Annotated in this window: 22 protein-coding genes and 1 riboswitch; of the genes, 17 read left to right on the top strand and 5 right to left on the bottom strand. The window is 38.3% G+C overall.

The features are described from left to right. Window positions 1-208 precede the first annotated feature (208 nt). From parE to C7B89_RS10355, 7 genes are all read left to right on the top strand, one after another. On the top strand, window positions 209-2,185 hold the full coding sequence (parE, locus tag C7B89_RS10385) for a DNA topoisomerase IV subunit B (RefSeq protein ID WP_048393067.1): 1,977 nt from the start codon (window positions 209-211) through the stop codon (window positions 2,183-2,185). Next, window positions 2,182-4,620 (top strand): DNA topoisomerase IV subunit A, encoded by a 2,439-nt coding sequence (parC, locus tag C7B89_RS10380; protein WP_115673658.1) that lies wholly within the window; start codon window positions 2,182-2,184, stop codon window positions 4,618-4,620. The genes parE and parC overlap by 4 nt, the downstream gene beginning before the upstream one ends. Window positions 4,621-4,728: 108 nt before the next feature. Next, window positions 4,729-4,839: riboswitch (TPP riboswitch) on the top strand. Window positions 4,840-4,992: 153 nt separating this feature from the next. Beyond that, entirely contained in the window at window positions 4,993-5,988 is a 996-nt protein-coding gene (locus C7B89_RS10375; protein ID WP_103118202.1) for an ABC transporter substrate-binding protein, read from the top strand. Window position 5,989: 1 nt separating this feature from the next. Continuing rightward, on the top strand, window positions 5,990-6,280 hold the full coding sequence (locus C7B89_RS10370; protein ID WP_004227928.1) for a thiamine-binding protein: 291 nt from the start codon (window positions 5,990-5,992) through the stop codon (window positions 6,278-6,280). Continuing rightward, on the top strand, window positions 6,280-7,053 hold the full coding sequence (locus C7B89_RS10365; protein ID WP_115673657.1) for an ABC transporter permease: 774 nt from the start codon (window positions 6,280-6,282) through the stop codon (window positions 7,051-7,053). Before C7B89_RS10370 ends, C7B89_RS10365 begins: the two co-directional genes overlap by 1 nt. Next, a complete protein-coding gene (locus C7B89_RS10360; RefSeq protein WP_103118201.1) occupies window positions 7,028-7,777 on the top strand; it encodes an ABC transporter ATP-binding protein in 750 nt (249 codons plus the stop codon). Before C7B89_RS10365 ends, C7B89_RS10360 begins: the two co-directional genes overlap by 26 nt. Next, on the top strand, window positions 7,767-8,516 hold the full coding sequence (locus tag C7B89_RS10355) for a TatD family hydrolase (protein WP_048393060.1): 750 nt from the start codon (window positions 7,767-7,769) through the stop codon (window positions 8,514-8,516). The genes C7B89_RS10360 and C7B89_RS10355 overlap by 11 nt, the downstream gene beginning before the upstream one ends. 26 nt (window positions 8,517-8,542) lie before the next feature. On the opposite strand, the gene C7B89_RS23050 is transcribed toward C7B89_RS10355, so the two are convergent. The 5 genes from C7B89_RS23050 to C7B89_RS10335 all read right to left on the bottom strand — a co-directional run bounded on the left by C7B89_RS23050 (window position 8,543) and on the right by C7B89_RS10335 (window position 13,079). Next, window positions 8,543-8,719, bottom strand: coding sequence for a hypothetical protein (locus C7B89_RS23050; RefSeq protein WP_004227938.1), 177 nt, complete (start codon window positions 8,717-8,719; stop codon window positions 8,543-8,545). A gap of 97 nt (window positions 8,720-8,816) precedes the next feature. Continuing rightward, window positions 8,817-10,361, bottom strand: a complete 1,545-nt coding sequence (locus C7B89_RS10350) for a solute symporter family protein (protein WP_048393165.1) — start codon at window positions 10,359-10,361, stop codon at window positions 8,817-8,819. Between the two features lie 8 nt (window positions 10,362-10,369). Then, the gene (locus tag C7B89_RS10345) at window positions 10,370-10,708 is read right to left on the bottom strand and encodes a DUF485 domain-containing protein (protein WP_048393058.1); all 339 of its coding nucleotides are present in this window, start codon (window positions 10,706-10,708) and stop codon (window positions 10,370-10,372) included. A 481-nt stretch (window positions 10,709-11,189) separates the two neighbouring features. Next, window positions 11,190-12,743: a solute symporter family protein gene (locus tag C7B89_RS10340; RefSeq protein ID WP_048393056.1), complete on the bottom strand. Its 1,554-nt coding sequence runs from the start codon at window positions 12,741-12,743 to the stop codon at window positions 11,190-11,192. Beyond that, window positions 12,744-13,079: a DUF485 domain-containing protein gene (locus C7B89_RS10335; protein WP_004227946.1), complete on the bottom strand. Its 336-nt coding sequence runs from the start codon at window positions 13,077-13,079 to the stop codon at window positions 12,744-12,746. Between the two features lie 585 nt (window positions 13,080-13,664). Between C7B89_RS10335 and C7B89_RS10330 the strand changes: the two genes are divergently transcribed. The 10 genes from C7B89_RS10330 (at window position 13,665) to C7B89_RS10285 (ending at window position 23,113) form a co-directional block, all read left to right on the top strand. Continuing rightward, entirely contained in the window at window positions 13,665-14,261 is a 597-nt protein-coding gene (locus C7B89_RS10330) for an SCO family protein (RefSeq protein ID WP_115673656.1), read from the top strand. Between the two features lie 189 nt (window positions 14,262-14,450). Further along, window positions 14,451-14,786, top strand: coding sequence for an ArsR/SmtB family transcription factor (locus tag C7B89_RS10325; protein WP_112118578.1), 336 nt, complete (start codon window positions 14,451-14,453; stop codon window positions 14,784-14,786). Window positions 14,787-14,817: 31 nt separating this feature from the next. Then, entirely contained in the window at window positions 14,818-15,816 is a 999-nt protein-coding gene (locus tag C7B89_RS10320) for an NADP-dependent oxidoreductase (protein ID WP_115673655.1), read from the top strand. Window positions 15,817-16,077: 261 nt separating this feature from the next. Beyond that, window positions 16,078-16,749, top strand: coding sequence for a GntR family transcriptional regulator (locus C7B89_RS10315; RefSeq protein WP_048393050.1), 672 nt, complete (start codon window positions 16,078-16,080; stop codon window positions 16,747-16,749). A 278-nt stretch (window positions 16,750-17,027) separates the two neighbouring features. After that, a complete protein-coding gene (locus C7B89_RS10310) occupies window positions 17,028-18,494 on the top strand; it encodes a 4-hydroxyphenylacetate 3-hydroxylase family protein (protein WP_244205625.1) in 1,467 nt (488 codons plus the stop codon). Between the two features lie 28 nt (window positions 18,495-18,522). Then, window positions 18,523-19,314 (top strand): carbon-nitrogen family hydrolase, encoded by a 792-nt coding sequence (locus tag C7B89_RS10305; protein WP_115673654.1) that lies wholly within the window; start codon window positions 18,523-18,525, stop codon window positions 19,312-19,314. Next, entirely contained in the window at window positions 19,314-19,988 is a 675-nt protein-coding gene (locus C7B89_RS10300; RefSeq protein ID WP_115673653.1) for a DUF2848 family protein, read from the top strand. The genes C7B89_RS10305 and C7B89_RS10300 overlap by 1 nt, the downstream gene beginning before the upstream one ends. Window position 19,989: 1 nt before the next feature. Then, window positions 19,990-20,703 (top strand): cupin domain-containing protein, encoded by a 714-nt coding sequence (locus C7B89_RS10295; RefSeq protein WP_115673652.1) that lies wholly within the window; start codon window positions 19,990-19,992, stop codon window positions 20,701-20,703. 161 nt (window positions 20,704-20,864) lie between these two features. Beyond that, entirely contained in the window at window positions 20,865-21,731 is an 867-nt protein-coding gene (locus tag C7B89_RS10290) for an FAD synthetase family protein (protein ID WP_115673651.1), read from the top strand. Window positions 21,732-21,784: 53 nt separating this feature from the next. Then, on the top strand, window positions 21,785-23,113 hold the full coding sequence (locus C7B89_RS10285; RefSeq protein ID WP_115673650.1) for an MFS transporter: 1,329 nt from the start codon (window positions 21,785-21,787) through the stop codon (window positions 23,111-23,113). The last annotated feature ends 5 nt before the right edge of the window (window positions 23,114-23,118 follow it).

Below are 23,118 nucleotides of genomic sequence, written 5' to 3'. Positions count from 1 at the left end.
GATGATGGAAGCTAGAAGCAGTCTGTCTTGCTCAAATACCAATTTTAAGCAACTGTTGAAGATGTTTACTATTAATAAAAAAGATCAAAACTGTCAGCAAATTTTAAAATTTTATTGGACCTGTCGCTAGCTATTGACAGGAAATGCTATTATTATTAGGATGAGAACATAAATAGAACATGTGTTTGTTTTTTGGAGGGGAATTTTTTTGACGAATAAACAGTCACCTAGCGTCTATAATGATGACGCTATACAAGTATTAGAAGGATTAGAAGCGGTACGCAAACGACCTGGCATGTATATCGGTTCTACGGATGGCCGTGGACTTCATCACCTTGTGTATGAAATCGTAGATAATGCGGTGGATGAAGCACTGGCTGGCTTTGGATCTCATATTATTGTCACAATTCATAAAGATCAAAGTATGAGTGTGCGCGACTTTGGACGTGGGATGCCAACCGGTATGCATAAAATGGGCAAACCGACACCAGAAATTATTTTTACAGTGCTACACGCTGGTGGTAAATTTGGTCAAGGTGGCTATAAAACAAGTGGAGGTTTACATGGTGTTGGTTCTTCCGTTGTGAATGCGCTCTCAACATTTTTAGAGGTGACAATCCATCGCGATGGTAAAAAGTATCGTCAACGCTTTGAGCATGGTGGACAGCCTGTCACAACACTTGAAAATATTGGGCAGACCAAGCAGACAGGAACGCTTGTTCATTTCCTACCAGATGAAACGATCTTCTCTGTCACAAAATTCAATTATGATACGTTAGCGGAACGATTACGTGAATCAGCCTTTTTATTAAAGGGCTTAAAAATTGAATTAATTGATGAGCGCGAGGAAGGCAAGAGCGATGTGTTCTTTTATGAGAATGGCATTGAGGCTTTCGTTGCGTATTTGAATGAGGAAAAAGATGTCCTTCATCCAGTAAAATATGTAGAAGGCGTACAGGATGAAATCGAAGTAGAGTTCGCTTTCCAGTATAACGATGGTTATTCAGAAACGATTTTATCATTCGTTAATAATGTCCGTACACGTGATGGTGGTACACATGAAACGGGTGCAAAGGCAGCATTGACACGTGTCTTTAATGAATATGCAAGAAAAATTGGCCTATTAAAGGACAAAGATAAAAACCTTGAGGGGACAGATATTCGTGAGGGCTTAGCAGCGATCGTGTCTGTTCGTATCCCTGAGCATTTACTGCAATTTGAAGGACAAACAAAGGGCAAGCTTGGGACAAGTGAAGCTCGTTCTGCAGTAGATAGTGTAGTGTCTGAGCAAATTTTGTATGTGCTAGAGGAAAATGCAGAGTTATCAGCTTCTCTTGTTCGTAAAGCGATTCGAGCGCAGCAAGTGCGTGAAGCAGCTCGTAAAGCGCGTGAGGATGCACGAAATGGCAAGAAAAACAAAAAGGGTAGTACGATTTTATCTGGAAAATTAACGCCAGCTCAGTCACGTAATGCGGCAAAAAATGAGCTGTATTTAGTCGAGGGTGATTCTGCGGGTGGCTCTGCTAAACAAGGTCGTGACCGTACATTCCAAGCGATTCTGCCATTGCGCGGGAAAGTAATCAACACAGAAAAAGCCAAGCTACAGGATATTATGAAAAACGAAGAAATTTCAACGATTATCCATGCGATTGGGGCAGGTGTTGGTACGGATTTTGCGGTGGAGGATTCTGCCTACAATAAAGTAGTCATCATGACCGATGCGGATACGGATGGGGCACATATTCAAGTCTTGCTATTAACATTCTTCTATCGTTATATGCGTCCGCTCATTGAGTCTGGGAAAGTCTATATCGCACTACCGCCGCTTTATAAAGTCTCAAGAGGTACAGGGAAAAAAGAAGTCATTGAATATGCTTGGACAGAAAGTGATTTACAAAAGGCCATCAAGAAGGTTGGAAAGGGTTACATATTACAGCGCTATAAAGGTCTTGGTGAGATGAATGCAGACCAACTGTGGGACACAACGATGAACCCTGAAACACGGACATTGATTCGTGTCACAATCGAGGATGGTGCACGAGCGGAGAGACGTGTCACGACGTTAATGGGTGATAAGGTGGAACCACGTCGTAAATGGATCGAAGCCAATGTAGACTTCGGTATGGAGGATGATTCTAACATTTTAGAGAATGAATTCATCCAACAAGAGGAGGACCAAGCATGAGTAGTACAGAAAAGTTTCAAGATTTACCGTTAGAAGAAGTAATGGGTGACCGTTTTGGTCGCTATAGTAAATATATTATTCAAGACCGCGCGTTGCCTGATGCACGTGACGGTCTTAAACCAGTACAGCGCCGTATTTTATATGCGATGTTTACGGAAGGCAACACACATGATAAGCCGTTCCGTAAATCCGCAAAAACTGTGGGTAATGTAATTGGTAATTATCATCCGCACGGCGATAGCTCTGTGTATGAAGCGATGGTACGGATGAGTCAGGACTGGAAGGCACGTCATATGCTCATTGAGATGCACGGGAACAATGGCTCGGTAGATGGCGATCCTCCAGCTGCAATGCGTTATACAGAGGCGAGACTATCAGCTATTGCCGCTGAAATGCTACGAGATATTGGCAAGAAAACGGTCGAATTTGTGCCAAACTTTGATGATCAGGATATGGAGCCAACTGTATTACCAGCACGTTTTCCTAACCTTTTAGTCAATGGCTCTACAGGAATTTCCGCTGGTTATGCGACAGATATTCCGCCACATGCCTTAGATGAAGTACTGGATGCTGTGTTGATGCGCTTAGACAAGCCTAATGTTACTGTAGATGAATTGATGACGGTGATTAAAGGACCTGATTTCCCAACGGGTGGAATCATTCAAGGTGTTGATGGCATTAAAAAGGCGTATGAAACAGGTCGTGGTAAAATCATCGTCCGTGCACAAGCAGTTGTTGAACCAATCAAGGGTGGTAAAGAGCAAATTGTTATCACTGAGTTACCATATGATGTAAATAAAGCGAATCTTGTGAAAAAAATTGATGAGCAACGTGTAGATAAACGACTAGAAGGCATTGCGGAAATTCGTGATGAATCAGACCGTACAGGCTTACGTGTCGTAATTGAGCTGAAAAAGGATGTACCAGGACAAGGAATTTTACAGTACTTGTTTAAAACAACTGATTTACAGGTAGCTTATAATTTTAATATGATTGCCATTCATAATCGTCGTCCAACGATGATGACATTGCCATTATTGCTAGATGCGTATATTGCCCATCAAAAAGAAGTGGTAACAAACCGTTCCATTTATGATTTACAAAAGGCAAAGGATCGTTCTCATATTGTAGATGGATTAATTAAAGCTCTTTCCATTTTAGATGAAGTCATTGCGACGATTCGTTCTTCAAATGATAAGAAGGATGCGAAGCTTAATTTACAAGCAAAGTTTGATTTTACAGAGGTACAGGCAGAGGCCATTGTAAGCCTGCAATTATATCGTTTAACGAATACGGATATTACAGAGCTACGTCAGGAACAGGACGAGTTAAATAAGCTAATTGCGAAGCTAGAGGGGATTCTACAAAGTGAAGCAAAGCTAGTGCGTGTTATTAAACAAGAGTTACTAGATATTAAGAAACGCTTTACAGAACCTCGTCGCTCGAAGATTGAGCAAGAAATTGAAGAAATCAAAATTACATTGGATGTCCTTGTGCCAAGTGAAGAGGTTGTCGTAACAGTAACGAAGGATGGTTATATTAAACGTACATCCATACGTTCTCATGCCGCTTCAAACGGGCAAGATTTTGCCATGAAGGATTCGGATTATTTATTGTATGAAGCAAATTTAAATACTCAGCACCATCTACTGCTTTTCACAAATCGAGGCAATTATATTTATCAGCCTGTTCATGAGCTGCCTGATATACGCTGGAAGGATCTCGGCCAGCATATTTCAAGTATTGTACCAACAGGGGAAGATGAATCGATTATTGCGGTTTATGGTTTCGAAACATTTGACCAGCCAAATACGTATGTCTTCACAGCCACAAAAGATGGCCAAATTAAGCGCTCACCACTCGCAGACTATGCGGTAACGCGTTATTCAAAGCCAATTAAAACGATGAATGTCAAGGCTGGTGATGCGATGATCTATGCATCATTTGTGACTGATGACTTGGAGCTGATGCTCACAACAGATACAGCCTATGCGATTCGTTTCCCAATGGAGGAACTACCTGTGACAGGTGTGAAAACAGGTGGTGTGAAAGGGATCACACTAAAAGATGGAGAAGCCTTAGTTGGAGTCAATGTGTTACAGCCTGATGTTACCCACTATGTAGTGATTGTGACACAGCGTGGGGCCGTGAAGAAAATGAATGTCGCTGAAGTTGAAGTAGCAAGTCGTGCAAAACGTGGACTAAAAGTATTAACAGAGTTAAAAGCAAACCCTCACCGAATTGTGGCAGTTGTTCAAGCAACAGACGAGGAGCAGGTTGTGATTGAAACTGAAAAAGGTGTTCAAGAGATGATTGACGTACAAGCATTGTCTCGTGCGGATCGCCATTCCAATGGTTCATTTAAAGTGGATATTGCAACAGATGGAGCAATTTCTCATGTTGTAACAGCCAAAAAAGAACAGAAACCAAGCTAAAAGCATGCCCAGCCTCTTAGGAGCGCTGGGCTTTAAGCTCTATTCAAAAATAGCACCTTGTCATTTAAGTGAAACTATGGGTATAATAATCATCGAAAAGTTCATAGCGAAAGAATGTAGGGGGGCTAGTAATTGCTAGCTGAGATTGTGTCCGGTAGACGCTGACCCTTTGAACCTGATTTGGCTCGTACCAGCGTAGGGAACATCTATTCAAAAAGCAAAGTTTTGAAGATTGATTGCAATACGTCTGGGAGGAATCCTAGGCGTTTTTTTATGTTTTCAAGCAACAGCTTGCCAACATTGTATACGCTTTCTTCTGGTGACAACATTCATTCATGAACACTTTCATATTACAAACTGGGAGGCTTTCGCATGAAAAAATGGTTTTTTATTTTATTGGCAGCACTATTGACATTAGTAGGCTGTAGTGACAAGGATGACAAGCAGGCTGCAGACAAGCTGAAAAAGGTGTCTGTGGTACTGGATTGGACGCCGAATACAAATCATACAGGACTATATGTTGCCAAAAAACTCGGTTATTTTGAGGAACAGGGTTTAGATGTTGATATTATTATGCCTGGTGAGGCGGGCGCAGATCAGCTTGTTGCTTCTGGAAAGGCGGATTTTGGCGTGAGCTATCAGGAAGGCATAACACAGGCACGAGTACAGGATGTGCCGCTGGTCTCCATCGCAGCAATTATACAGCATAATACATCTGGCTTTGCTTCTATTGCTTCGAAGGGCATTACATCGCCAAAGGATTTTGAAGGTAAAACCTATGGTGGTTGGGGCGCGCCATTAGAGCAAGCCGTTTTACAATCACTCATGCAAAAAGAAAAGGCAGATATTAATAAGCTAGATATCGTCAATGCAGGGGATTTAGATTTCTTTACAATGATGGAAAAAGATATAGATTTTGCTTGGATTTATTATGCATGGACTGGGATTGAGGCTGAGCTGCGTGGGGAAAAGATTAATATGCTATATCTTACAGATTATAGTGATCAATTGGATTATTATACGCCAGTTTTAGCTACAAATGAAAAAATGATACAGGACAACCCGGATGTAGTCAAAGCCTTTGTGGCAGCTGCATCGAAGGGCTATGAATACGCAATTGAAAACCCAAGTGAAGCGGCTGATATTTTAATCGAAGCAGCTCCTGATTTAGATAAAGCGTTAGTGCATAAAAGTCAGGAATGGCTGGCTGATAAATATCAGGATGATGCCAAGCAATGGGGAGAGCAAAAGCTTTCTGTGTGGGAAAATTACGCGAAATGGATGTCAAGCAATCAAGTACTAGAGGGCGAATTTGATGCGAAAAAAGCCTTTACTAATGATTTCTTACCTAAAAAGGAGGCCAAATAAGATGGCAAATTCATTAATCAGTGTACAAATCATTCCGAAGACAGAGAAATATGAAGATGTTATACCATATGTCGATGCAGCAATTGCGGTGATCGATGCTTCTGGTGTGAAATATGAGGTACATCCATTGGAAACAACGATGGAGGGTGAGCTTTCAACATTGCTCCAAATCATTGAAAAAATGAATGAGAAGATGATTGAACTTGGTGCCATTAATGTCATTACACAAGTGAAAATTTTATATCAGCCAACGGGTATTACGATGGATACATTAACGGAGAAATATCAGTAATGAAACGTGCATTACAGAAGGGAAGGACGATAATTTTTATCGCCTTCCTCTTGTTCATATGGGAACTAATCGTGCGGTTTGCTGAAGTTCCTCATTGGTTAGTTCCCACACCAAGTAGTATTTTGTCAGAAGCCATCCAGTCGTATCAAACCTTTCTACCACATGCATTCGCTACAGTACAATTAGCTCTACTAGGTTTGGCCATTGGCATCGCTTGTGGGCTAACGGTGGCAATAGTGTTGCATCGATTTACATTTATTCGAGAACTGTTTTATCCAATTCTTATCATGTCGCAGAATGTTCCTATTCTTGTCTTGGCACCGCTCCTTATTATTTGGTTTGGCTTTGGCTTATTACCGAAGCTTATCATTATTTGTCTTGTGTGCTTTTTCCCGATAGTCATTGCAGCGATGGATGGATTTAGACAAACAGTTCCAGAATTAAAGCATTATTTTGCCATGATTGGTGCTACAAGGGCACAAACCTTTTGGAAGCTGGAATGGCCTTATGCCTATCCTGCTATTTTTTCAGGCATTAAAATTGCGGCTACATATAGTGTGATGGGGGCTGTGATTGCGGAGTGGCTTGGTGCAAAAAGGGGTATTGGTGTTTACATGACCCTAGCCCAATCCTCCTTCCGTACGGATCGCGTATTTGTGGCAATTTTTGCGATTGTTCTCTTGAGCTTACTATTGTTTAGTGGTATTCGTTTAATTGAAAAATTCATGGTGAAGGGAAGAGGCTATCATGCTCAGCATTCAAAACATCGCTAAATCCTTCGATGCGCTCAAAGTCCTTGATCAACTTTCTTTTGACGTCAAGGATGGAGAGTTTGTGGCCATCGTTGGTCCTTCAGGCAGTGGTAAAAGTACACTTTTTCAATTAATTGGTGGTGTTTCGCCAATTGATCAAGGAGCCATTTTATTAAATGGAGAGGATATCCAACAAAAAAAAGGAACGATTGGCTATATGCCACAGCAGCCATGTCTATTACCCTGGCGTACAATAGTAGAAAATGTCACGCTTGTAGAGGAATTACAACATAAACCAAATGTTGAACGTGCCAAGGAATGGTTAGAAAAGGTTGGTCTTGCCTCTTTTATCCATGCCTACCCGAACGAACTGTCTGGAGGCATGCAGCAGCGTGTGTCCTTTATTCGAGCAATGGTCAGTGATAAGCCGATTTTATGCTTGGACGAACCATTTTCTGCGTTGGATGAATTTACTCGACTGGAAATGCAAGCATGGCTTTTATCTATCTGGGAGGAGTACCGCAAATCCATTCTATTTGTTACACATAGTATTGAGGAAGCTCTCTTTTTAGCAGATCGCATACTTGTTTTAACCAAACGTCCAGCTACCGTTAAAAAGGAAATCATCGTGCCGTTTGAGAGACCTCGGAAAGAGGAAATTCGACATTCTGCAGCATTCACAGCATTAAAGCAACAATTATTTATGTATTTACAGGAGGAAAAGGGTGATATGTATGTTGATTGATGCGCATATTCATTTGGATCAGTACACCGATGAGGAAATTCCTTCCTTATTAGAAGAAGTGAAAGCTGTAATCGCGGTTAGTATGCAACTTTCCTCTTGTGAAAGAACGTTGCGTTTATCGAATAGCTATCAGCAAGTAAAGGCTGCATTTGGCTTTCATCCTGAACAGCCTTTACTAAGTCCAAATGATGAGACAGCTTTATTTGATTGGATTCATTCGCATCAGGATGATATGGTTGCTATTGGTGAGGTGGGTCTACCTTATTATTTAAAACAAGAGCAAGCGATTGATGAACGTCCCTATGTGGCACTATTAGAGCGTTTTGTTGTATTGGCGAAGGAGCTGGACAAGCCAATTGTGTTACACGCAGTATATGAGGACGCCCATATTGTGTGTGATTTGCTGGAAAAGCATCAGCTTCACGAAGCCCATTTTCATTGGTTTAAAGGGGATGAAGCTATTGTGAAGCGCATGATAGAGCGAGGTTATTTTATTTCTATTACGCCAGATTGCTTGTACGAAGAGGAAATTCAACAGCTAATTCATGCTTATCCCATTGAACTAATGATGGTAGAAACGGATGGTCCTTGGCCGTTTGAGGGACCGTTTACGAAGAAGCGTACATCTCCCTGGATGATGCACTCAACGATTGAGGTGATTGCCTCCATCAAAGGGCTATCAACACAGGAAGTGGCCAAAATTATTACGCAAAACACGAAAACATTTTATCGGCTTTAATAAGAAAAAGCAGTATAGGGTACGAGTTATTCGTCCTTATACTGCTTTTTATATTTCGTATAATCATGCTCTAATTTTTCGTTTTTTGTTTTCGTTAGACGTTCATGTGTACTAAAAGAGATAGATTGTCGATTTTTTTCAACATCTTTACCAACTGTGCGTTTAATGTGCATCCGCTTCTTTTTAGCTTTAGATTGTGACATGAGCATCGCCTCCAATTCATTTTTAATTCTATAGTAGCGAATAGGGAAGAAAAAGTAAAACCTCGTAAGCAAGATACTTACGAGGCTGTCGAGTGTATTAGTGAGATACGTCCTGTACAGAAATACCTGTGTTTGCTTTAACGTCAACTTCACGATACTTCGCATCATCTGTTTCTTTAGAAAGTAATGTGCCGATGAAACCACCAAGGAAACCAAGTGGTACAGAGATTAAGGCTGGGTTCGTTAACATAATTAAAGGATCACCAACGAAAATTGCCTTACCTTCAACTGGATTCCAAACGTTTGGAGACATAGCAACTAATACTAACGCAGAGATTAAACCTGTTAACATCGCAGTAACAGCACCCGCTGTATTAAAGCGTTTCCAATAAATTGTGTAGATGATAACTGGAAGGTTAGCAGATCCTGCGATACAGAATGCTAAAGATACTAAGAATGCAACGTTTAATGTTTGTGCACCAAGTGCTAATAGGATAGAAATAACAGCGATTGTAATCGAACCGATACGAGCTGCAAGAACTTGCTCTTTTTCTGTAATTTTACCCTTTTTGATAATTTGTCCATAAATATCATGAGATAGGGCAGATGCACCAGAAAGTACAAGACCTGCTACTACCGCTAAAATTGTTGCGAATGCTACTGCACAAACGAATGAGAATAGAATGTCGCCACCAAGTGCTTCTGCAAGAAGTGGGGCAGCCATGTTACCAGCAGCGTTTGCTGCGATAATATCTTCTTTCCCAACGAATGCTGCTGCACCGAAGCCTAAGAAAATTGTTAGAACGTAGAAGATACCTACGATCCAAGTAGCCCAAATAACAGATGAACGAGCTGTTTTCGCGTCTTTTACTGTGAAGAAACGCATTAAGATATGTGGAAGACCCGCAGTACCTAATACTAACGCAATTAACATAGAGATTGTATCAAGTCCATTTGTATATTTAAGACCTGGGTTTAAATAAGCAGCTCCACTGTCAGTAACCGTTGTCATTTCTTTAAACATTGTAGAGATACTGAAGCCGAACTCTTTTAATACTAAGAACGAAATAATAACTGTACCCAACATTAAAAGACAAGCTTTAATAATTTGTACCCAAGATGTTGCTGTCATACCACCGAATAGTACGTAAGTAGTCATCATGAATCCTACGATTAATACGGCGATCCAATAGTCGATTCCTAAAAGTAATTGAATAAGTGCTCCTGCACCAACTAGTTGTGCAATCATGTAGAATAAAACAATTGTAATAGTGCTTAAAGCAGCTGTTCCACGGACTTTGGCGTTATCAAAACGCGCTGTAATCATGTCAGCTAATGTAAATTTCCCAAGGTTACGTAATGGCTCAGCAACGATATATAATACCACTAAGTAAGCTACTAAATAACCAATAGAGAAGAAGAATCCATCAAATCCAAATAATGCTACAGCACCAGCGATACCCAAGAAGGATGCTGCTGATAAGTAGTCACCAGCGATAGCTAGTCCATTTTGCCAGCCTGTTAAGCCACCACCAGCAGTATAGAAATCACTTGCTGAAGATGTACGTTTGGATGCCCACCATGTAATAACTAATGTTAAACCAACAATGGCTACGAAGAAGAATATGGCTGTAAGACTCATTCCGTTACTCATCGGCGGCCACCTCCGTTCTCGTATTCAGCGATAATCGCTTTTGCTTCTCTATCGAAGCTGTTTGCTTTTGCTACATATAAATGACATAACCCCCATGTCATGATGAAAAGACCTGCTGCATAGATCCACACCCAAGTAATTTCCCCAAATGCCTTTTGGTGTAGAATTGTCGTGTACGATGTCAGAATTGGTAACAACATGTATGCCGATAAAAATATGGCAGTCATTGACCAAAGAAAAGAGTTCTTTCTTCGTACAAGAGACTTAAATGATTCTTGATTTGCAATTGAATCATAGTCAATCACGATACCTTTTTTTGCTTGATTGTTCGCCATTAACATTCCCCATTTTGTGTATATTTTTTCTACCTCAAGACTTGATTTTGCTAGTTTAGTGAATTCACATTTTCATTTTATGTAACAGTTCACAAAATTGCAATACATTTCAGAAAAATTATGTAAAAAAAATTTTTCAGAAAATACTCCTAAGAGAGAAAAAATGGCGCAAAGCCAAGAATATAAAGGGTTTTAGAAAATTCAGATAAATAAATGAAGTGAAGAGAAATCTAGATTCTTAACAAAAAATGAAGGGTAAATTTACAAAAAAATCTTGTTTTTTCAATTAAAAATAAACACTATTTACCTAGTGAAAATTGGATTTTTTCTGTTTTTTGGAAGTGAAATAATATTGTTCGATAAATAAATTGGTAGATATTGAATAACAAAAAAGGCGAAAAACTCGACCAAAAATCGAATTTTTTGCCTATTTTTTTGCATTTTTTGAATTGAGATTCATTATGCAGGAGGTGTATAAATATTAATGTGAAATATCAGAGACAGACACGCCTGTATTTGCTTTCACACGAATTTCTTTATAAATACGTTCTGCTTCTTCCTGTGGCACTTTGTTAGATGAAAGAACAGTACCTAAGTATCCAGCAATAAAGCCTAATGGAATCGTAATAATCGCTGGAACAGCAAGTGGCACAAGTGGTTGTCCAACAAAGATAGCCGCACCTTCAACAGGGCTCCACACATTTGGTCCCATTGCTCCTAAAATTAAACATGATACTAACCCCGTTACCATCGCAGTTACAGCACCTGTAGAATTAAATTTCTTCCAATAGATTGTATAAAGGATTACAGGTAGGTTTGCTGACGCACCGATACAAAAGGCGAATGATACTAGGAATGAAACGTTTAAGCTTTGTGCAAACAGAGCGAGAATTATAGACACGATCGCAATTGAGATAGAGCCTGTACGAGCTGCTACTACCTGTTGCTTCTCTGTTAAATTACCACCCTTAATGATTTCTCCATAAATATCATGAGAAATGGCTGAAGCTCCTGTTAGTACTAAACCAGAAACAACGGCTAAAATAGTCGCAAATGCCACTGCGCCGATAAATGCCATCAATACATCTCCACCTAAGTAATGCGCAAGAAGCGGAGCAGCTGTATTACCAGCCTTACTCTCAGCAAGAATTTGATCTAAACCTACAAAGTTTAATGCACCGAACCCTAAGAAAATTGTTAATGAAAAGAAAATAGCTGTAATCCAAGTTGTCCAAGAAATAGAGGAACGTGCTGTTTTTGCATCCTTTACAGTAAAGAAACGCATTAAAATATGTGGTAAACCAGATGTTCCTAAAACTAAAGCCATCATCATCGAAACGGAGTCGATTGTGCTTGTATACTTAATTCCAGGTACAAGGAACTTTTCGCCATGATCTACTGCAATTGTGTCGAACATCTTCATAAGAGAGAAGTCAAATTTCATTAATACTAAAACCGCTAATAAACCTGTCCCGAATAATAATAGACTTGCTTTAATGATTTGCACCCAAGAAGTCGCTGTCATACCACCAAACAATACATAAGTTGTCATCATAACACCGACAATTAAAACAGCAATCCAATACTCAATACCGAATAATAGCTTAATTAATGCACCAGCACCAACTAGCTGTGCAATCATATAAAGAATTACTATAATAATGGTCCCAGACGCTGCCACACCACGAATTCGCTTTTCATTAAAACGAGCCGTTAACATATCTGCTAACGTGTAGCGGCCTAAGTTTCGCATTGGCTCAGCAATAACATAAAGCAGCACTAAATTCGCTACTACATAGCCTACAGAAAAGAAGAAACCATCAAAGCCAGTTAAGGCAATTGCACCAGACACCCCAAGAAAGGCTGCCGCAGATAAATAGTCACCAGCAATCGCAAAGCCGTTTTGCCACCCCTTTAAACCACCACCAGCAGTGTAAAAATCAGCCGCAGAAGATGTACGCTTTGCTGCAATATAGGTAACAACAAGTGTTAAGCCAACAATAGCTAAAAAGAAACCTATAGATACGATATTCATTTATTTTCCACCTTTCGCCTGGTACTCTGCAAGAACAGCAGCTGCAGCTTTATCGAATGAAGCAGCTTTTTTTACATATACTGTACAAAGCACAATGGTCATGATAAATAATCCTGCAGAATAAACCCATACACCCGTAATATTTCCGAAGAATTTTTGTTGTAGTACAGGCTGGAAAGCAAGAATCGGAAGCAGGATATAAAGAATTAAAAACACTGCTGTAATCGAGAAAAGAAAGGTATTTTTCTTTTTTACAAAGCTATTAAACGATTCCATTGCTTCAATTGCATGATAATCAATTGATTGGGCCTGTTTTTTGCTTGAAACATTCGCCATTATTATTCCCCCTAAAGTTATATATTTCTGTTTTAAACGACATATTTCTTTTTCGTTCGTCGTTATATTCACTTATTTTATGGGGGAGAATCCTATAATGCAATACTAAATTTTGAGTTTTTATAATTTTTAGTCACTTCTGTTTTGTGGAAATAACATAGAAATAATAAGGATTTATTAGAAAAATTCTGTTTAAAAGAGCGTGCGGTTTTCTGGTGAAATAATATTATTAAAATAGTTTGTTGTTGATAAAAATGAATGTAGGAGAAAATACAAACATAAAAGAGAATTTTCTGTATTTTATTATTCTGCTATTAAATTCCATGGGAGCTTGTTAAGTAGAAATTATTTGTTATATAACAATTATCTGAGATTTTGGGAAATAACGAAAATGATAAAAAAAAGCTATGAAAAAATTTTTAAAAAGGATGTGTCATTTGGAAGAATTAGTGAGGTGGAATTCCAGAATCAGTTAATGTTCACATGTTATACAAATAGCCATCTGGGTGTAAGTCCATTATCTTGTGTTTAGCTTCTATAATGAATAAAATAAGGTGATGAAATGAAGGGAAGTGGGCACCACTAATGACAAAGAAAAGTATATTGCTAGTTTTAGTTCTAGCATTTAGTAGCATTCTAGCTGCTTGCGGTAGTTACAAGTTTGAACCAACATTAAATCTCGAGGTTCAAGATTTCACAGTAACAAATCAAAAAAATGAACAAGTGACCCTAGATGATCTTAAAGGTAAGCCTTGGCTAGCCATGTTTATTTTTACAAACTGTACGACAATCTGTCCACCCATGACATTTAATATGACAGAAGTTCAACAAGCACTACAGGATGAAGGCCTTGAAGATTATCAAATTGTGGCATTTAGCGTCGATCCAGAAGTGGATAAGCCTGAGGTTTTAACAAATTACTTAAATACGTATAATGTTGTAGATGAAAGCAAATGGCAGCTACTAACTGGCTATCAACAAAAATTCATTGAACAATTTGCACGTAAATCATTTAATTCATTAGTTAAAAACGATCCTAACTCAGACCAAGTCATACATATGTCGAGCTATTATTTAGTAAACGCAGACGGCACAGTTGTAAAAGACTATGATGGCGCGACAAACGTACCAGTTGAAACAATCGTTGGAGATATGAAGGCTCTTATTAAGGAGAGCAAATAACACAGAAGTCCATGTGACTTCTGTGTTTTTTTATGGAAAGAGGGGAAAGTAAGGTGTACGCCTTTAAAAATCATTCGTCTCGATTTACTTTCCCAATATTGCAGCGAATACGGCAATATTATATCGTTATATGCAGCAATGGTTCATTAACTTAAACTATTCAACAGATTAGTAAGAGGAGGGATTTTAATGAATAAACAGGACCAGCTTAACTTGATTAAGGACGACTTTATAAATTCTCAAAAGGTACTATTAGCAATTGGTGATGAAACCAGACAAGCTATTTTAATGGTATTAATGAGCACAGATTGTCAAACGGGATTGCGTGTAGGTGAAATCACAGAACAAACACATCTTTCTCGACCAGCTGTGTCACATCATCTTAAAATTTTGAGAGATGCTGGTGTTATTTTAATGCGCAAAGAAGGTACAAAAAACTTTTACTATATAGATATACGGACAAAACTAGGTTCGTTAAAAAATCTTGTTTTGGATATTGAGACGTTGTTAACGAAATTTTATTGACAATATAATAGGTTATCTGGAGGAATGAACGATGAAAGCAATGGTGATAGATCAATATGGCAAAGTCCCAATGCGCATGAAAGAAGTGCCTACACCTGAAATAAATGAATATGAGGTACTTGCTGAAATCCATGCAGCAAGTATTAATCCGATTGATTTTAAAATCCGTGATGGGAAAGTAAAGCTGTTAATCCACTATAAAATGCCACTGATCCTTGGAAATGATTTTTCAGGGGTCGTCGTAAAGGTTGGCGAAAAAGTGACGCGCTTTAAAGTAGGAGATGAAATTTATGCACGTCCAAGGAAGAGTAAAATTGGTACTTTTGCGGAATATATCTCGATTCATGAAGATGACATAGCCCTAAAGCCTAAAAATTTGAGCTTTGAGGAAGCTGCATCAATCCCACTGGTTGGCTTAACGTCATACCAAGCTTTACATGACATCATGCAATTACAAAAAGGTCAAAAGATTTTAATTCATGCTGGCTCTGGTGGTGTAGGTACCTTTGCTATACAACTAGCAAAAGTAATGGGCGCCTCAGTGGCAACAACGGCTAGCGAAGCTGGTGCAAACTTAGTTACATCTTTGGGTGCAGATAAAGTGATTAATTATAAGAAAGAAAACTTTGAAGCTATACTGAAAAATTATGATGCAGTCTTTGATACGCTTGGAGGAAAGACCTTAGAAAAATCTTTCGAGATTATCAAGGATGGTGGAAAAATTGTCTCCGTATCAGGCACGCCGAATGCACGTTTCGCCAAAGAATATGGTTCAGGATTTTTCAAAACATTATTATTTTCAGCAGCAAGTCATAAACTGACCTCACTTGAAAAGAAATATCATGCTCAATATTCCTTCTTATTTATGAAACCAAGTGGCGATCAATTACGCATAATCGCCAATTTAATTGAATCTGGTAAAATCAAACCAGTCATTGATAGAACTTTTTCATTTGAAGATGCTCAAAAGGCGATGGAATATGCGGAGTCAGGTAGAGCAAAGGGGAAGATTATCGTAAAAATGAAATAGTCTTTATGTTCCCTGAAATTCTTTAATTCAAACAGCCCTTTTCAGTTTTCACAGTTCTTGTTTTGCAGGATAGATGAGATTGGAAAAGGGCTGACTGTTTATAGCAGAGTTGAAATTTCAGAAAAAACAAAAAATAATGTTGACTTATAATAAAAGTGTTTTGTATTATGTATACATAAAACATAAAGAGTTTAAACCATTCATATAAATTCAAATTTTTAATTTCGTATGGTAAAGACTTAATAAAAAGGATGGATTATTATGGAAGGGGCAAAATTAAAGCCGATTGAGAAGGAAAAAACAACGCAAGACAAAGTGTATAAAGAAATTAAAAAAGCGATTTTATACGGTGGTATAACGAGTGATGAGATATTTACAGAGGTTCAATTAGCAGAGAAATTAAATACTTCAAGAACGCCAGTAAGAGCAGCTCTTCAAGACTTGATAAAGGAAGGTTTACTTGTCTCTATTCCCAGAAAAGGAATGACTGTAAAAAAACTGACGGAAGATGAGCAAAAAGAAGTGTTCTTATTAAGAAGTGCTATTGAAGTGGAGGCAGTAAAGAAGCTAATTGAAATCATAACATCTCCTGAGCAGCTAAAGTCACTCAAGCTAATTTTGAAGCAACAAGATGAAGCGCTCCAAAATGATGATGCTATTCGATTTATTGGGTTAGACCATGAATTTCATTTGTCGCTTACAAAGTTGGCTAAATTCACGATAATGGAACAAATTTTGACCAATTTGCACAATCTAACACAGCTAATGGGCTTAAGAGCAATTAGGCAGCCTGGAAGAATGAAAAGTGTTTTAGTTGAGCATCAACAAATTATTCAAGCTATTGAGGAAAAAAATCCTGATTTAGCTTCAAAAATGATTTTAAATCATTTAGAAAAAACAAAAGAAACATTAATGGTTATTGATAATAGCTAATAGTCATGAATGCTTTGAAGGGAGGTGTTAAGGAAGTTACTACTATCGTGTAGGGTGTACTTCAATGAAGATAAATTTTAAAACGTGAGAGGTTTACTTATTTGTTCGTTGTAAGCGCTTGCGTCTTCGTCCGTACTTAATTATTGTAATTTTTTGAATTATTTCAGAGATTTATGTATACACAATACAGTATACAGAATACTTGATTGGGTTCATTAATTTCTGAAAGATTGTCTCTTATAGCTTCTATTTAAACAACACATGGGGAGGAATTAAATATGGTGAGAACAAGTCAAGAGTACTTACAAGCATTGAAAGACGATCGTGTGATCTACATAAATGGGGAAAGAGTCAAAGATGTAGCAACACATCCTGCTTTTAAAGGTATTACAAATACAATTGCAGGTTTATATGATTTAGCGTTAGATGAATCAAACAATATGATTTATCAAACAGAAGATGGAACGCTAGCAAACAAAATTTATATGATTCCCAAGAGTCGTGAAGAACTGAAAGAACGAAGATTGGCCATTTCAAAATGGTCTGAGGCCACTTGTGGTTTTGTTGGAAGAAGCCCTGATCATGTTGCTAGTTTTTTAGCTTCATTTGCTAGTGCACCTGAAGTATTCGAACGTGGAGGAAAAGGCTATGGAGAAAATGTTTTAAATTTCTATAAACATGTACGAGATAATGATTTATATGTAACGTACGTAATCATTCCTCCTCAAATTGATCGAAGTAAAGCGGCTCATGAACTAGAAGATAAATACCTTCCTGTAGGCGTTTATGAAGAGGTAGAGGACGGTATTATTGTGAGAGGTTCTCAAATGCTTGGTACAGCTTCAGCAGTATCCGACTACTTATTTGTAAGCTGTCTTACGCCACTCCGTCCTGGGGATGAAGACTATGCATTATCCTTTGTCTTACCGATTCACGCGAAAGGATTAAAATTCTATGCAAGACCTAGCTATGCGGAAAAATCACCGAGTACATTTGATTATCCGTTGTCTTCTCGTTTTGATGAAAGTGATTCGTTAGTGGTTTTTGATGATGTATTTATTCCATGGTCAGATATTTTTGTGTATAAAAACATTGATATTGTAAGAGCTCAGTTCCATGAAACACCAGCTCACGTATTAGGCAATAATCAAGCTCAAATAAGATTTAGTAATAAATTGAAATTCTTAATTGGTGCAGCACGTAAAGTAACAGCTATGAATGGCATTGATAAAATTCCTTCTGTTCAAGAAAAGCTAGGTGAGTTGGCATCCATTGCAGCTTCTGTTGAAGGTAACCTATTAGCATCCGAATATAACTGCACGATTGATAAAAATGGGGTTGCTCGACCAGATCCACGTTTCCTGTATGGTGTAGTTGGTCAACAGGATATTATTTATGCGTCTACTATTCGGATTTTAAGGGAGCTTTGTGGTGGAGGTGTTTTACAATTACCTTCTTCCTATAAAGAAATGATTAATCCTGAGACGAAAGATGATATCTATCAATATATTCGTTCCACAGGAGTTGGAGCTGAAGAGAGAATCAAATTATTTAAGTTAGTGTGGGATATCATTGGCTCAGAGTTTGGTGGTAGACATCAACAATATGAATTGTTCTATAATGGTGCACCATTCGTTACGAAAGGCTATTCATTTAGAAATTATGGATATGAAGAGCCAGTAAAAATGGTTGAAACATTTTTAGAAAGTTATTCCCTTCCTACGCAAGTGGAGGAGCTGGTTTAGGAAAAATAGATAAAAGGATGTTGAAAAAATGAAAATTGCATCAATACAGTTAGAGATTAAAGATCAGGAATCGAAAAATGCTCGTATCGATCGTGTCGAAGCAATGATTGATCAATTAAAGGGACAAGATTTAATTGTACTACCCGAAACATGGGCGACAGGGTACTTTGCATTTGATCGTTATGTTGATGAATCAGAAGAAATAAACGGTGATTTTGTACAGCGATTTTCTTCAAAGGCAAAAGAAATCCAATCCTATCTATTTGCAGGCAGTTTCATAGAAAGAAACAATGGAAAGTACTATAACACAAGTGTTCTATTTTCTCCCGAGGGTACACTCATTGGAACCTATAGAAAAATACATTTATTCCGTTATGGTTCGCAAGAGGGAAAAATTTTAACAAGAGGAATCGAAACGACTGTAGTAGATACGGACTTTGGGAAGGTAGGATTATCAACTTGCTATGATTTACGTTTCCCTGAATTGTACCGCGCAGAAGTTGATTTAGGAGCAGAATTACTTCTTGTGACATCTGCTTGGCCACATGCTAGATTAGAGCATTGGAAAATATTTAATACAGCGCGCGCATTAGAAAACCAATGTTTCTTAATTTCAAGTAATTGTGTAGGTAATACACATGGCATCCAGTTAGGTGGTCACAGTCAAGTGGTTGATCCTTGGGGAATTGTTATGGCAAGTGGAGGCGATCAGGAAACCATTGTAAAAACAGAAATTGATCCTTCCCAAATTGCTACTATTCGTGATGCCTTCCCTAATTTAAAGCATCGAGTTTTAGATAGACAGGAGGAATTGATTTAATGAATATTATCGTTTCTGGAAAGAAAATGGAGGCTACACCTAAACGCTTACTTATTGCTGGCTATACAGGTAAAGATCAAGCATCTGTAAAAAAACATATTGATGAATTAAGAGAGATTGGTGTTCCAGCCCCACCTCAAGTGCCAATGATTTACGATGTTTCTACTAATCTTCTTACAACAAGTCCATCCATTTCAGTAGTTCAGGAAAGTAGTAGTGGAGAAGCAGAAGTCGTTATTATGAACGTGAAAGGGAAATGGTACGTAGGACTGGGTAGTGATCACACAGATCGGGAGCTTGAAAAATTGTCCATTCAAAAATCCAAACAGGTTTGCAGTAAGCCGATTTCCACTCAATTTTGGTTGCTAGATGACATAGAGAGCCGCTGGGATGACATTGAAATGCGAAGTTGGATGATTGTGAATGGTGAAAAAAAAGAATACCAAACTGGAACACTTGGAGAGTTTTTGCATCCAAAAGAGCTAATAAAAATTATTACAGAGCGTGGATATTACAGTGAGGATTTGATGGTTTTTTGTGGGACTCTACCAATCGTAACTGGAGAATTTATTTACGGTGATGGTTTTTCAGCAGAATTGTATGATGCTTTAACAGACCGAAAAATTCAACTAGATTATAAGGTTCATATTTTAACAGATGCGGAGGTAGTATGAAATGGGGAATTCAGAAATAGAAGTGGTTATTAAACCAGAACATGAATTTGTTGATTACAAAACATTTGAGGCTGTCCCATCAAAAACTGTAGAGGGTTCCTCCCAAAGAATTATTGCACAGATTCCAGGTACTGAAGTAGCAACACGTATTCTAGAACTAGGAGCAGGGACAGATACATCTCCAGACGGTGTACAAATTCATGATTTCTGGGAAGAATTATACATTATCGAAGGATCGTTAATTGATTTACGTTTAAACGAGGAATTTACAGCAGGAATGGTTGCATGTCGTCCTCCTGGAATGGAGCATGGGCCATGGCAGTCCCCAAATGGCTGCACAATTTTTGAAGTTCGTTATTATGCTGATCAGGAAAAGCAAGAGCATGAGTTTGTTGACTTCAAGACGTTTGAGGCTGTCCCATCAAAAACTGTAGAGGGTTCCTCCCAACGAATTATTGCACAGATTCCAGGTACTGAAGTAGCAACACGTATTCTAGAACTAGGAGCAGGGACAGATACATCTCCAGACGGTGTGCAAATTCATGATTTCTGGGAAGAATTATACATTATCGAAGGATCGTTAATTGATTTACGTTTAAACGAGGAATTTACAGCAGGAATGGTTGCATGTCGTCCTCCTGGAATGGAGCATGGACCATGGCAGTCCCCAAATGGCTGTAAAATTTTCGAAGTTCGCTATTACGCCAATAAATAAGCGATTCAATATTAGAGAAGCTAATTTTTTAGATGGGGTCAAGAATCTCATCTAAAATTGCCTCTGATGCATATAAACTTCTACATTTTTATTGTTCATCAATGTATACACAGTACAGTATACATTAAAGATTAGCTAACTTGTAAGGAAGGTGAAGCGTAGTGGAAATTATCCATTTAACACATCCAATGAAGGAGCATTTTGACATACAAGAACCCCATGTAATGGCGTTAGGCTTTTTCGATGGTGTTCATATAGGCCATCAATTTTTACTGCAGCAAGCAAAGAAAATTGCTCATAAAAATAACTGTAAATTATCAGTCATGACTTTTGATCCTCACCCTAGTGAGATTATCAAAGGTGAAACAGATAGAAAATATTTAACCCCTTTGTCTTCTAAGCTTGAAGAAATGTCTCAAATCGGTGTTGATAAAGTTTTTGTCATGAAATTCACATCGCTTTTCGCTTCACTTCCTGCAAGTGAATTTATTAACCAATATATCATCAAGCTCCATGCTACACACATTGTTGTGGGCTTTGACTTTAACTTTGGCTATAAAGCGCAAGGCAATGTAAATTATTTGCGCAAGGCTAGTAGATACAATCCCTTTAAAGTGACAGTGATCTCCAAAAGGGTCACGAATGATAACAAAATAAGTTCAACATTCATTAGAGAGTTAATAAGTGAAGGGGATGTTCACCTAGTTCCATACTACTTGGGCAAACATTATGAAGTAAAAGGATTTATAAATTATCCGAAAGATTTGGATAGACAACCGCGATTGAATAGTATGGCTTTTCAAATTCAGGGTAAATATGTTTTGCCAAAACAAGGTTTATACAAAGTAGAGATTACTGATGACTGTAAAACCATTCAAGGTTTTTTAAACCATAATAGCTCTCACGAAATCAGATTTGAACTGCTTAGTAATAAATTAGAAAGATTGAAAGAGGTACACCAAAAGGAAATAACGGTGAAATTTTTTAACAGAGTCGCTTATATGGATACAATCCCTATTTGGAATTAAAGTTTATCCACAAATCTGTATTTAAAAAACAAATTGTTGGGGGAATGTGATGAATGGGAAAAGAAAAATCAACTGCAAGTTCCCGAAAAGTATTATTCGCTAGTTTAGTTGGCAGTACAATTGAATTTTACGATTTCTTTCTTTATGGTACCGTGGCAGCACTTGTCTTCAATAAATTATTTTTCCCAAGCCATGATCCATATGTAAGTTTGTTACTCGCTTATGCTTCGTTTGGTGTAACGTTTTTCATTCGACCTCTTGGGGGGCTCATTTTTAGTCATATGGGCGATAAATTTGGAAGGAAAAACACCCTTGTTGTTTCACTTTTATTAATGGGGATTTCAACCGTATGTATAGGCTTGCTACCAACATATAGTTCAATCGGCATTTTCGCGCCTATTCTACTAGTATTCTTGAGACTCCTCCAAGGTATAGCTGTTGGTGGGGAATGGGGAGGAGCTGTTCTCCTAGCAGTTGAAAATGCACCAAAAGAAAAACGAGGATTCTTTGGAAGTTTTCCTGCAATGGGAATTCCTCTAGGTATGCTACTTGGCACAACGGCTATTTCAATCGTCAGTTTGCTTCCAGAGGAGCAATTTCTTTCATGGGGATGGAGACTTCCTTTTCTATTAAGTGCCGTTCTAGTGATTACGGGATTCTGGATTCGCCGTGGCATCGAGGAGACATCGGCATTTAGTGAAGAAAAGCAAAAAGGCAATGTTGTAAAAGTACCCCTTTTTGAGACATTACGTTATCATTGGAAAGCTGTATTAATTTCCTTAGGGGCAAAATGTGTGGAAGTGGGTCCATTCTATGTTTTCACAACATTTTTTATCTCCTATGCGACAGATAACATTGGTTTCTCAAGGACTACAGCACTGAATATTATTACTGTTGCAACTATTGTGACGACATTGTGTATTCCAGTCATGGGGAAAATATCTGACGTACTGGGACGTAAACGCCTATTCATGATGGGAGCGGCAGGAATTGCGTTATTCTCTTTCCCTTACTATTATTTATTATCAACAGCATCAACGTTTTGGGCTTATGCCGCTTCTATTATCGGTTTAGGCATTCTATGGTCAGCTATTGCCAGTATAATTGGCACCATGTTTACAGAAATGTTTAGTACAAATGTCGGTTATACAGGAATAACACTTGGTTATCAAGCAGGGTCGGCGTTGTTTGGAGGAACTGCTCCTATGATTGCGACAGTTTTACTTAGCACTTACAATAACTCCTGGATTCCACTCGCTATTTTCATTGTGATTCTGTCAGTGGCTTCCTTTATCTCTGCTACATTTTTACGCAAAGCGCCAGTAATAGAAGAGAGCTTAGTGGAGCAATCATTGCCTCAAAAGGAATTGGTTATTAAATAGCTTTT

The organism is Lysinibacillus capsici, from assembly GCF_003367505.1.
GTDB lineage: Bacteria > Bacillota > Bacilli > Bacillales_A > Planococcaceae > Lysinibacillus > Lysinibacillus capsici.
The sequence above is the reverse complement of the archived record's forward strand: the minus strand, read 5'-3'. Positions and strand labels throughout refer to the sequence as shown.

Coding starts and splice junctions, on each gene's coding strand:
- C7B89_RS10360 (WP_103118201.1), top strand. CDS start 7,028: ATGCTCAGCATTCAAAACATCGCTAAATCCTTCGATGCGCTCAAAGTC.
- C7B89_RS10305 (WP_115673654.1), top strand. CDS start 18,523: ATGAAAATTGCATCAATACAGTTAGAGATTAAAGATCAGGAATCGAAA.
- C7B89_RS10320 (WP_115673655.1), top strand. CDS start 14,818: ATGAAAGCAATGGTGATAGATCAATATGGCAAAGTCCCAATGCGCATG.
- C7B89_RS10325 (WP_112118578.1), top strand. CDS start 14,451: ATGAATAAACAGGACCAGCTTAACTTGATTAAGGACGACTTTATAAAT.
- parC (WP_115673658.1), top strand. CDS start 2,182: ATGAGTAGTACAGAAAAGTTTCAAGATTTACCGTTAGAAGAAGTAATG.
- C7B89_RS10295 (WP_115673652.1), top strand. CDS start 19,990: ATGGGGAATTCAGAAATAGAAGTGGTTATTAAACCAGAACATGAATTT.
- C7B89_RS10355 (WP_048393060.1), top strand. CDS start 7,767: ATGTTGATTGATGCGCATATTCATTTGGATCAGTACACCGATGAGGAA.
- C7B89_RS10350 (WP_048393165.1), bottom strand. CDS start 10,361: ATGAGTCTTACAGCCATATTCTTCTTCGTAGCCATTGTTGGTTTAACA.
- C7B89_RS10340 (WP_048393056.1), bottom strand. CDS start 12,743: ATGAATATCGTATCTATAGGTTTCTTTTTAGCTATTGTTGGCTTAACA.
- C7B89_RS10370 (WP_004227928.1), top strand. CDS start 5,990: ATGGCAAATTCATTAATCAGTGTACAAATCATTCCGAAGACAGAGAAA.
- C7B89_RS10315 (WP_048393050.1), top strand. CDS start 16,078: ATGGAAGGGGCAAAATTAAAGCCGATTGAGAAGGAAAAAACAACGCAA.
- C7B89_RS10345 (WP_048393058.1), bottom strand. CDS start 10,708: ATGGCGAACAATCAAGCAAAAAAAGGTATCGTGATTGACTATGATTCA.
- C7B89_RS10285 (WP_115673650.1), top strand. CDS start 21,785: ATGGGAAAAGAAAAATCAACTGCAAGTTCCCGAAAAGTATTATTCGCT.
- C7B89_RS10335 (WP_004227946.1), bottom strand. CDS start 13,079: ATGGCGAATGTTTCAAGCAAAAAACAGGCCCAATCAATTGATTATCAT.
- C7B89_RS10310 (WP_244205625.1), top strand. CDS start 17,028: ATGGTGAGAACAAGTCAAGAGTACTTACAAGCATTGAAAGACGATCGT.
- C7B89_RS10300 (WP_115673653.1), top strand. CDS start 19,314: ATGAATATTATCGTTTCTGGAAAGAAAATGGAGGCTACACCTAAACGC.
- C7B89_RS10330 (WP_115673656.1), top strand. CDS start 13,665: ATGACAAAGAAAAGTATATTGCTAGTTTTAGTTCTAGCATTTAGTAGC.
- C7B89_RS10375 (WP_103118202.1), top strand. CDS start 4,993: ATGAAAAAATGGTTTTTTATTTTATTGGCAGCACTATTGACATTAGTA.
- C7B89_RS23050 (WP_004227938.1), bottom strand. CDS start 8,719: ATGTCACAATCTAAAGCTAAAAAGAAGCGGATGCACATTAAACGCACA.
- C7B89_RS10365 (WP_115673657.1), top strand. CDS start 6,280: ATGAAACGTGCATTACAGAAGGGAAGGACGATAATTTTTATCGCCTTC.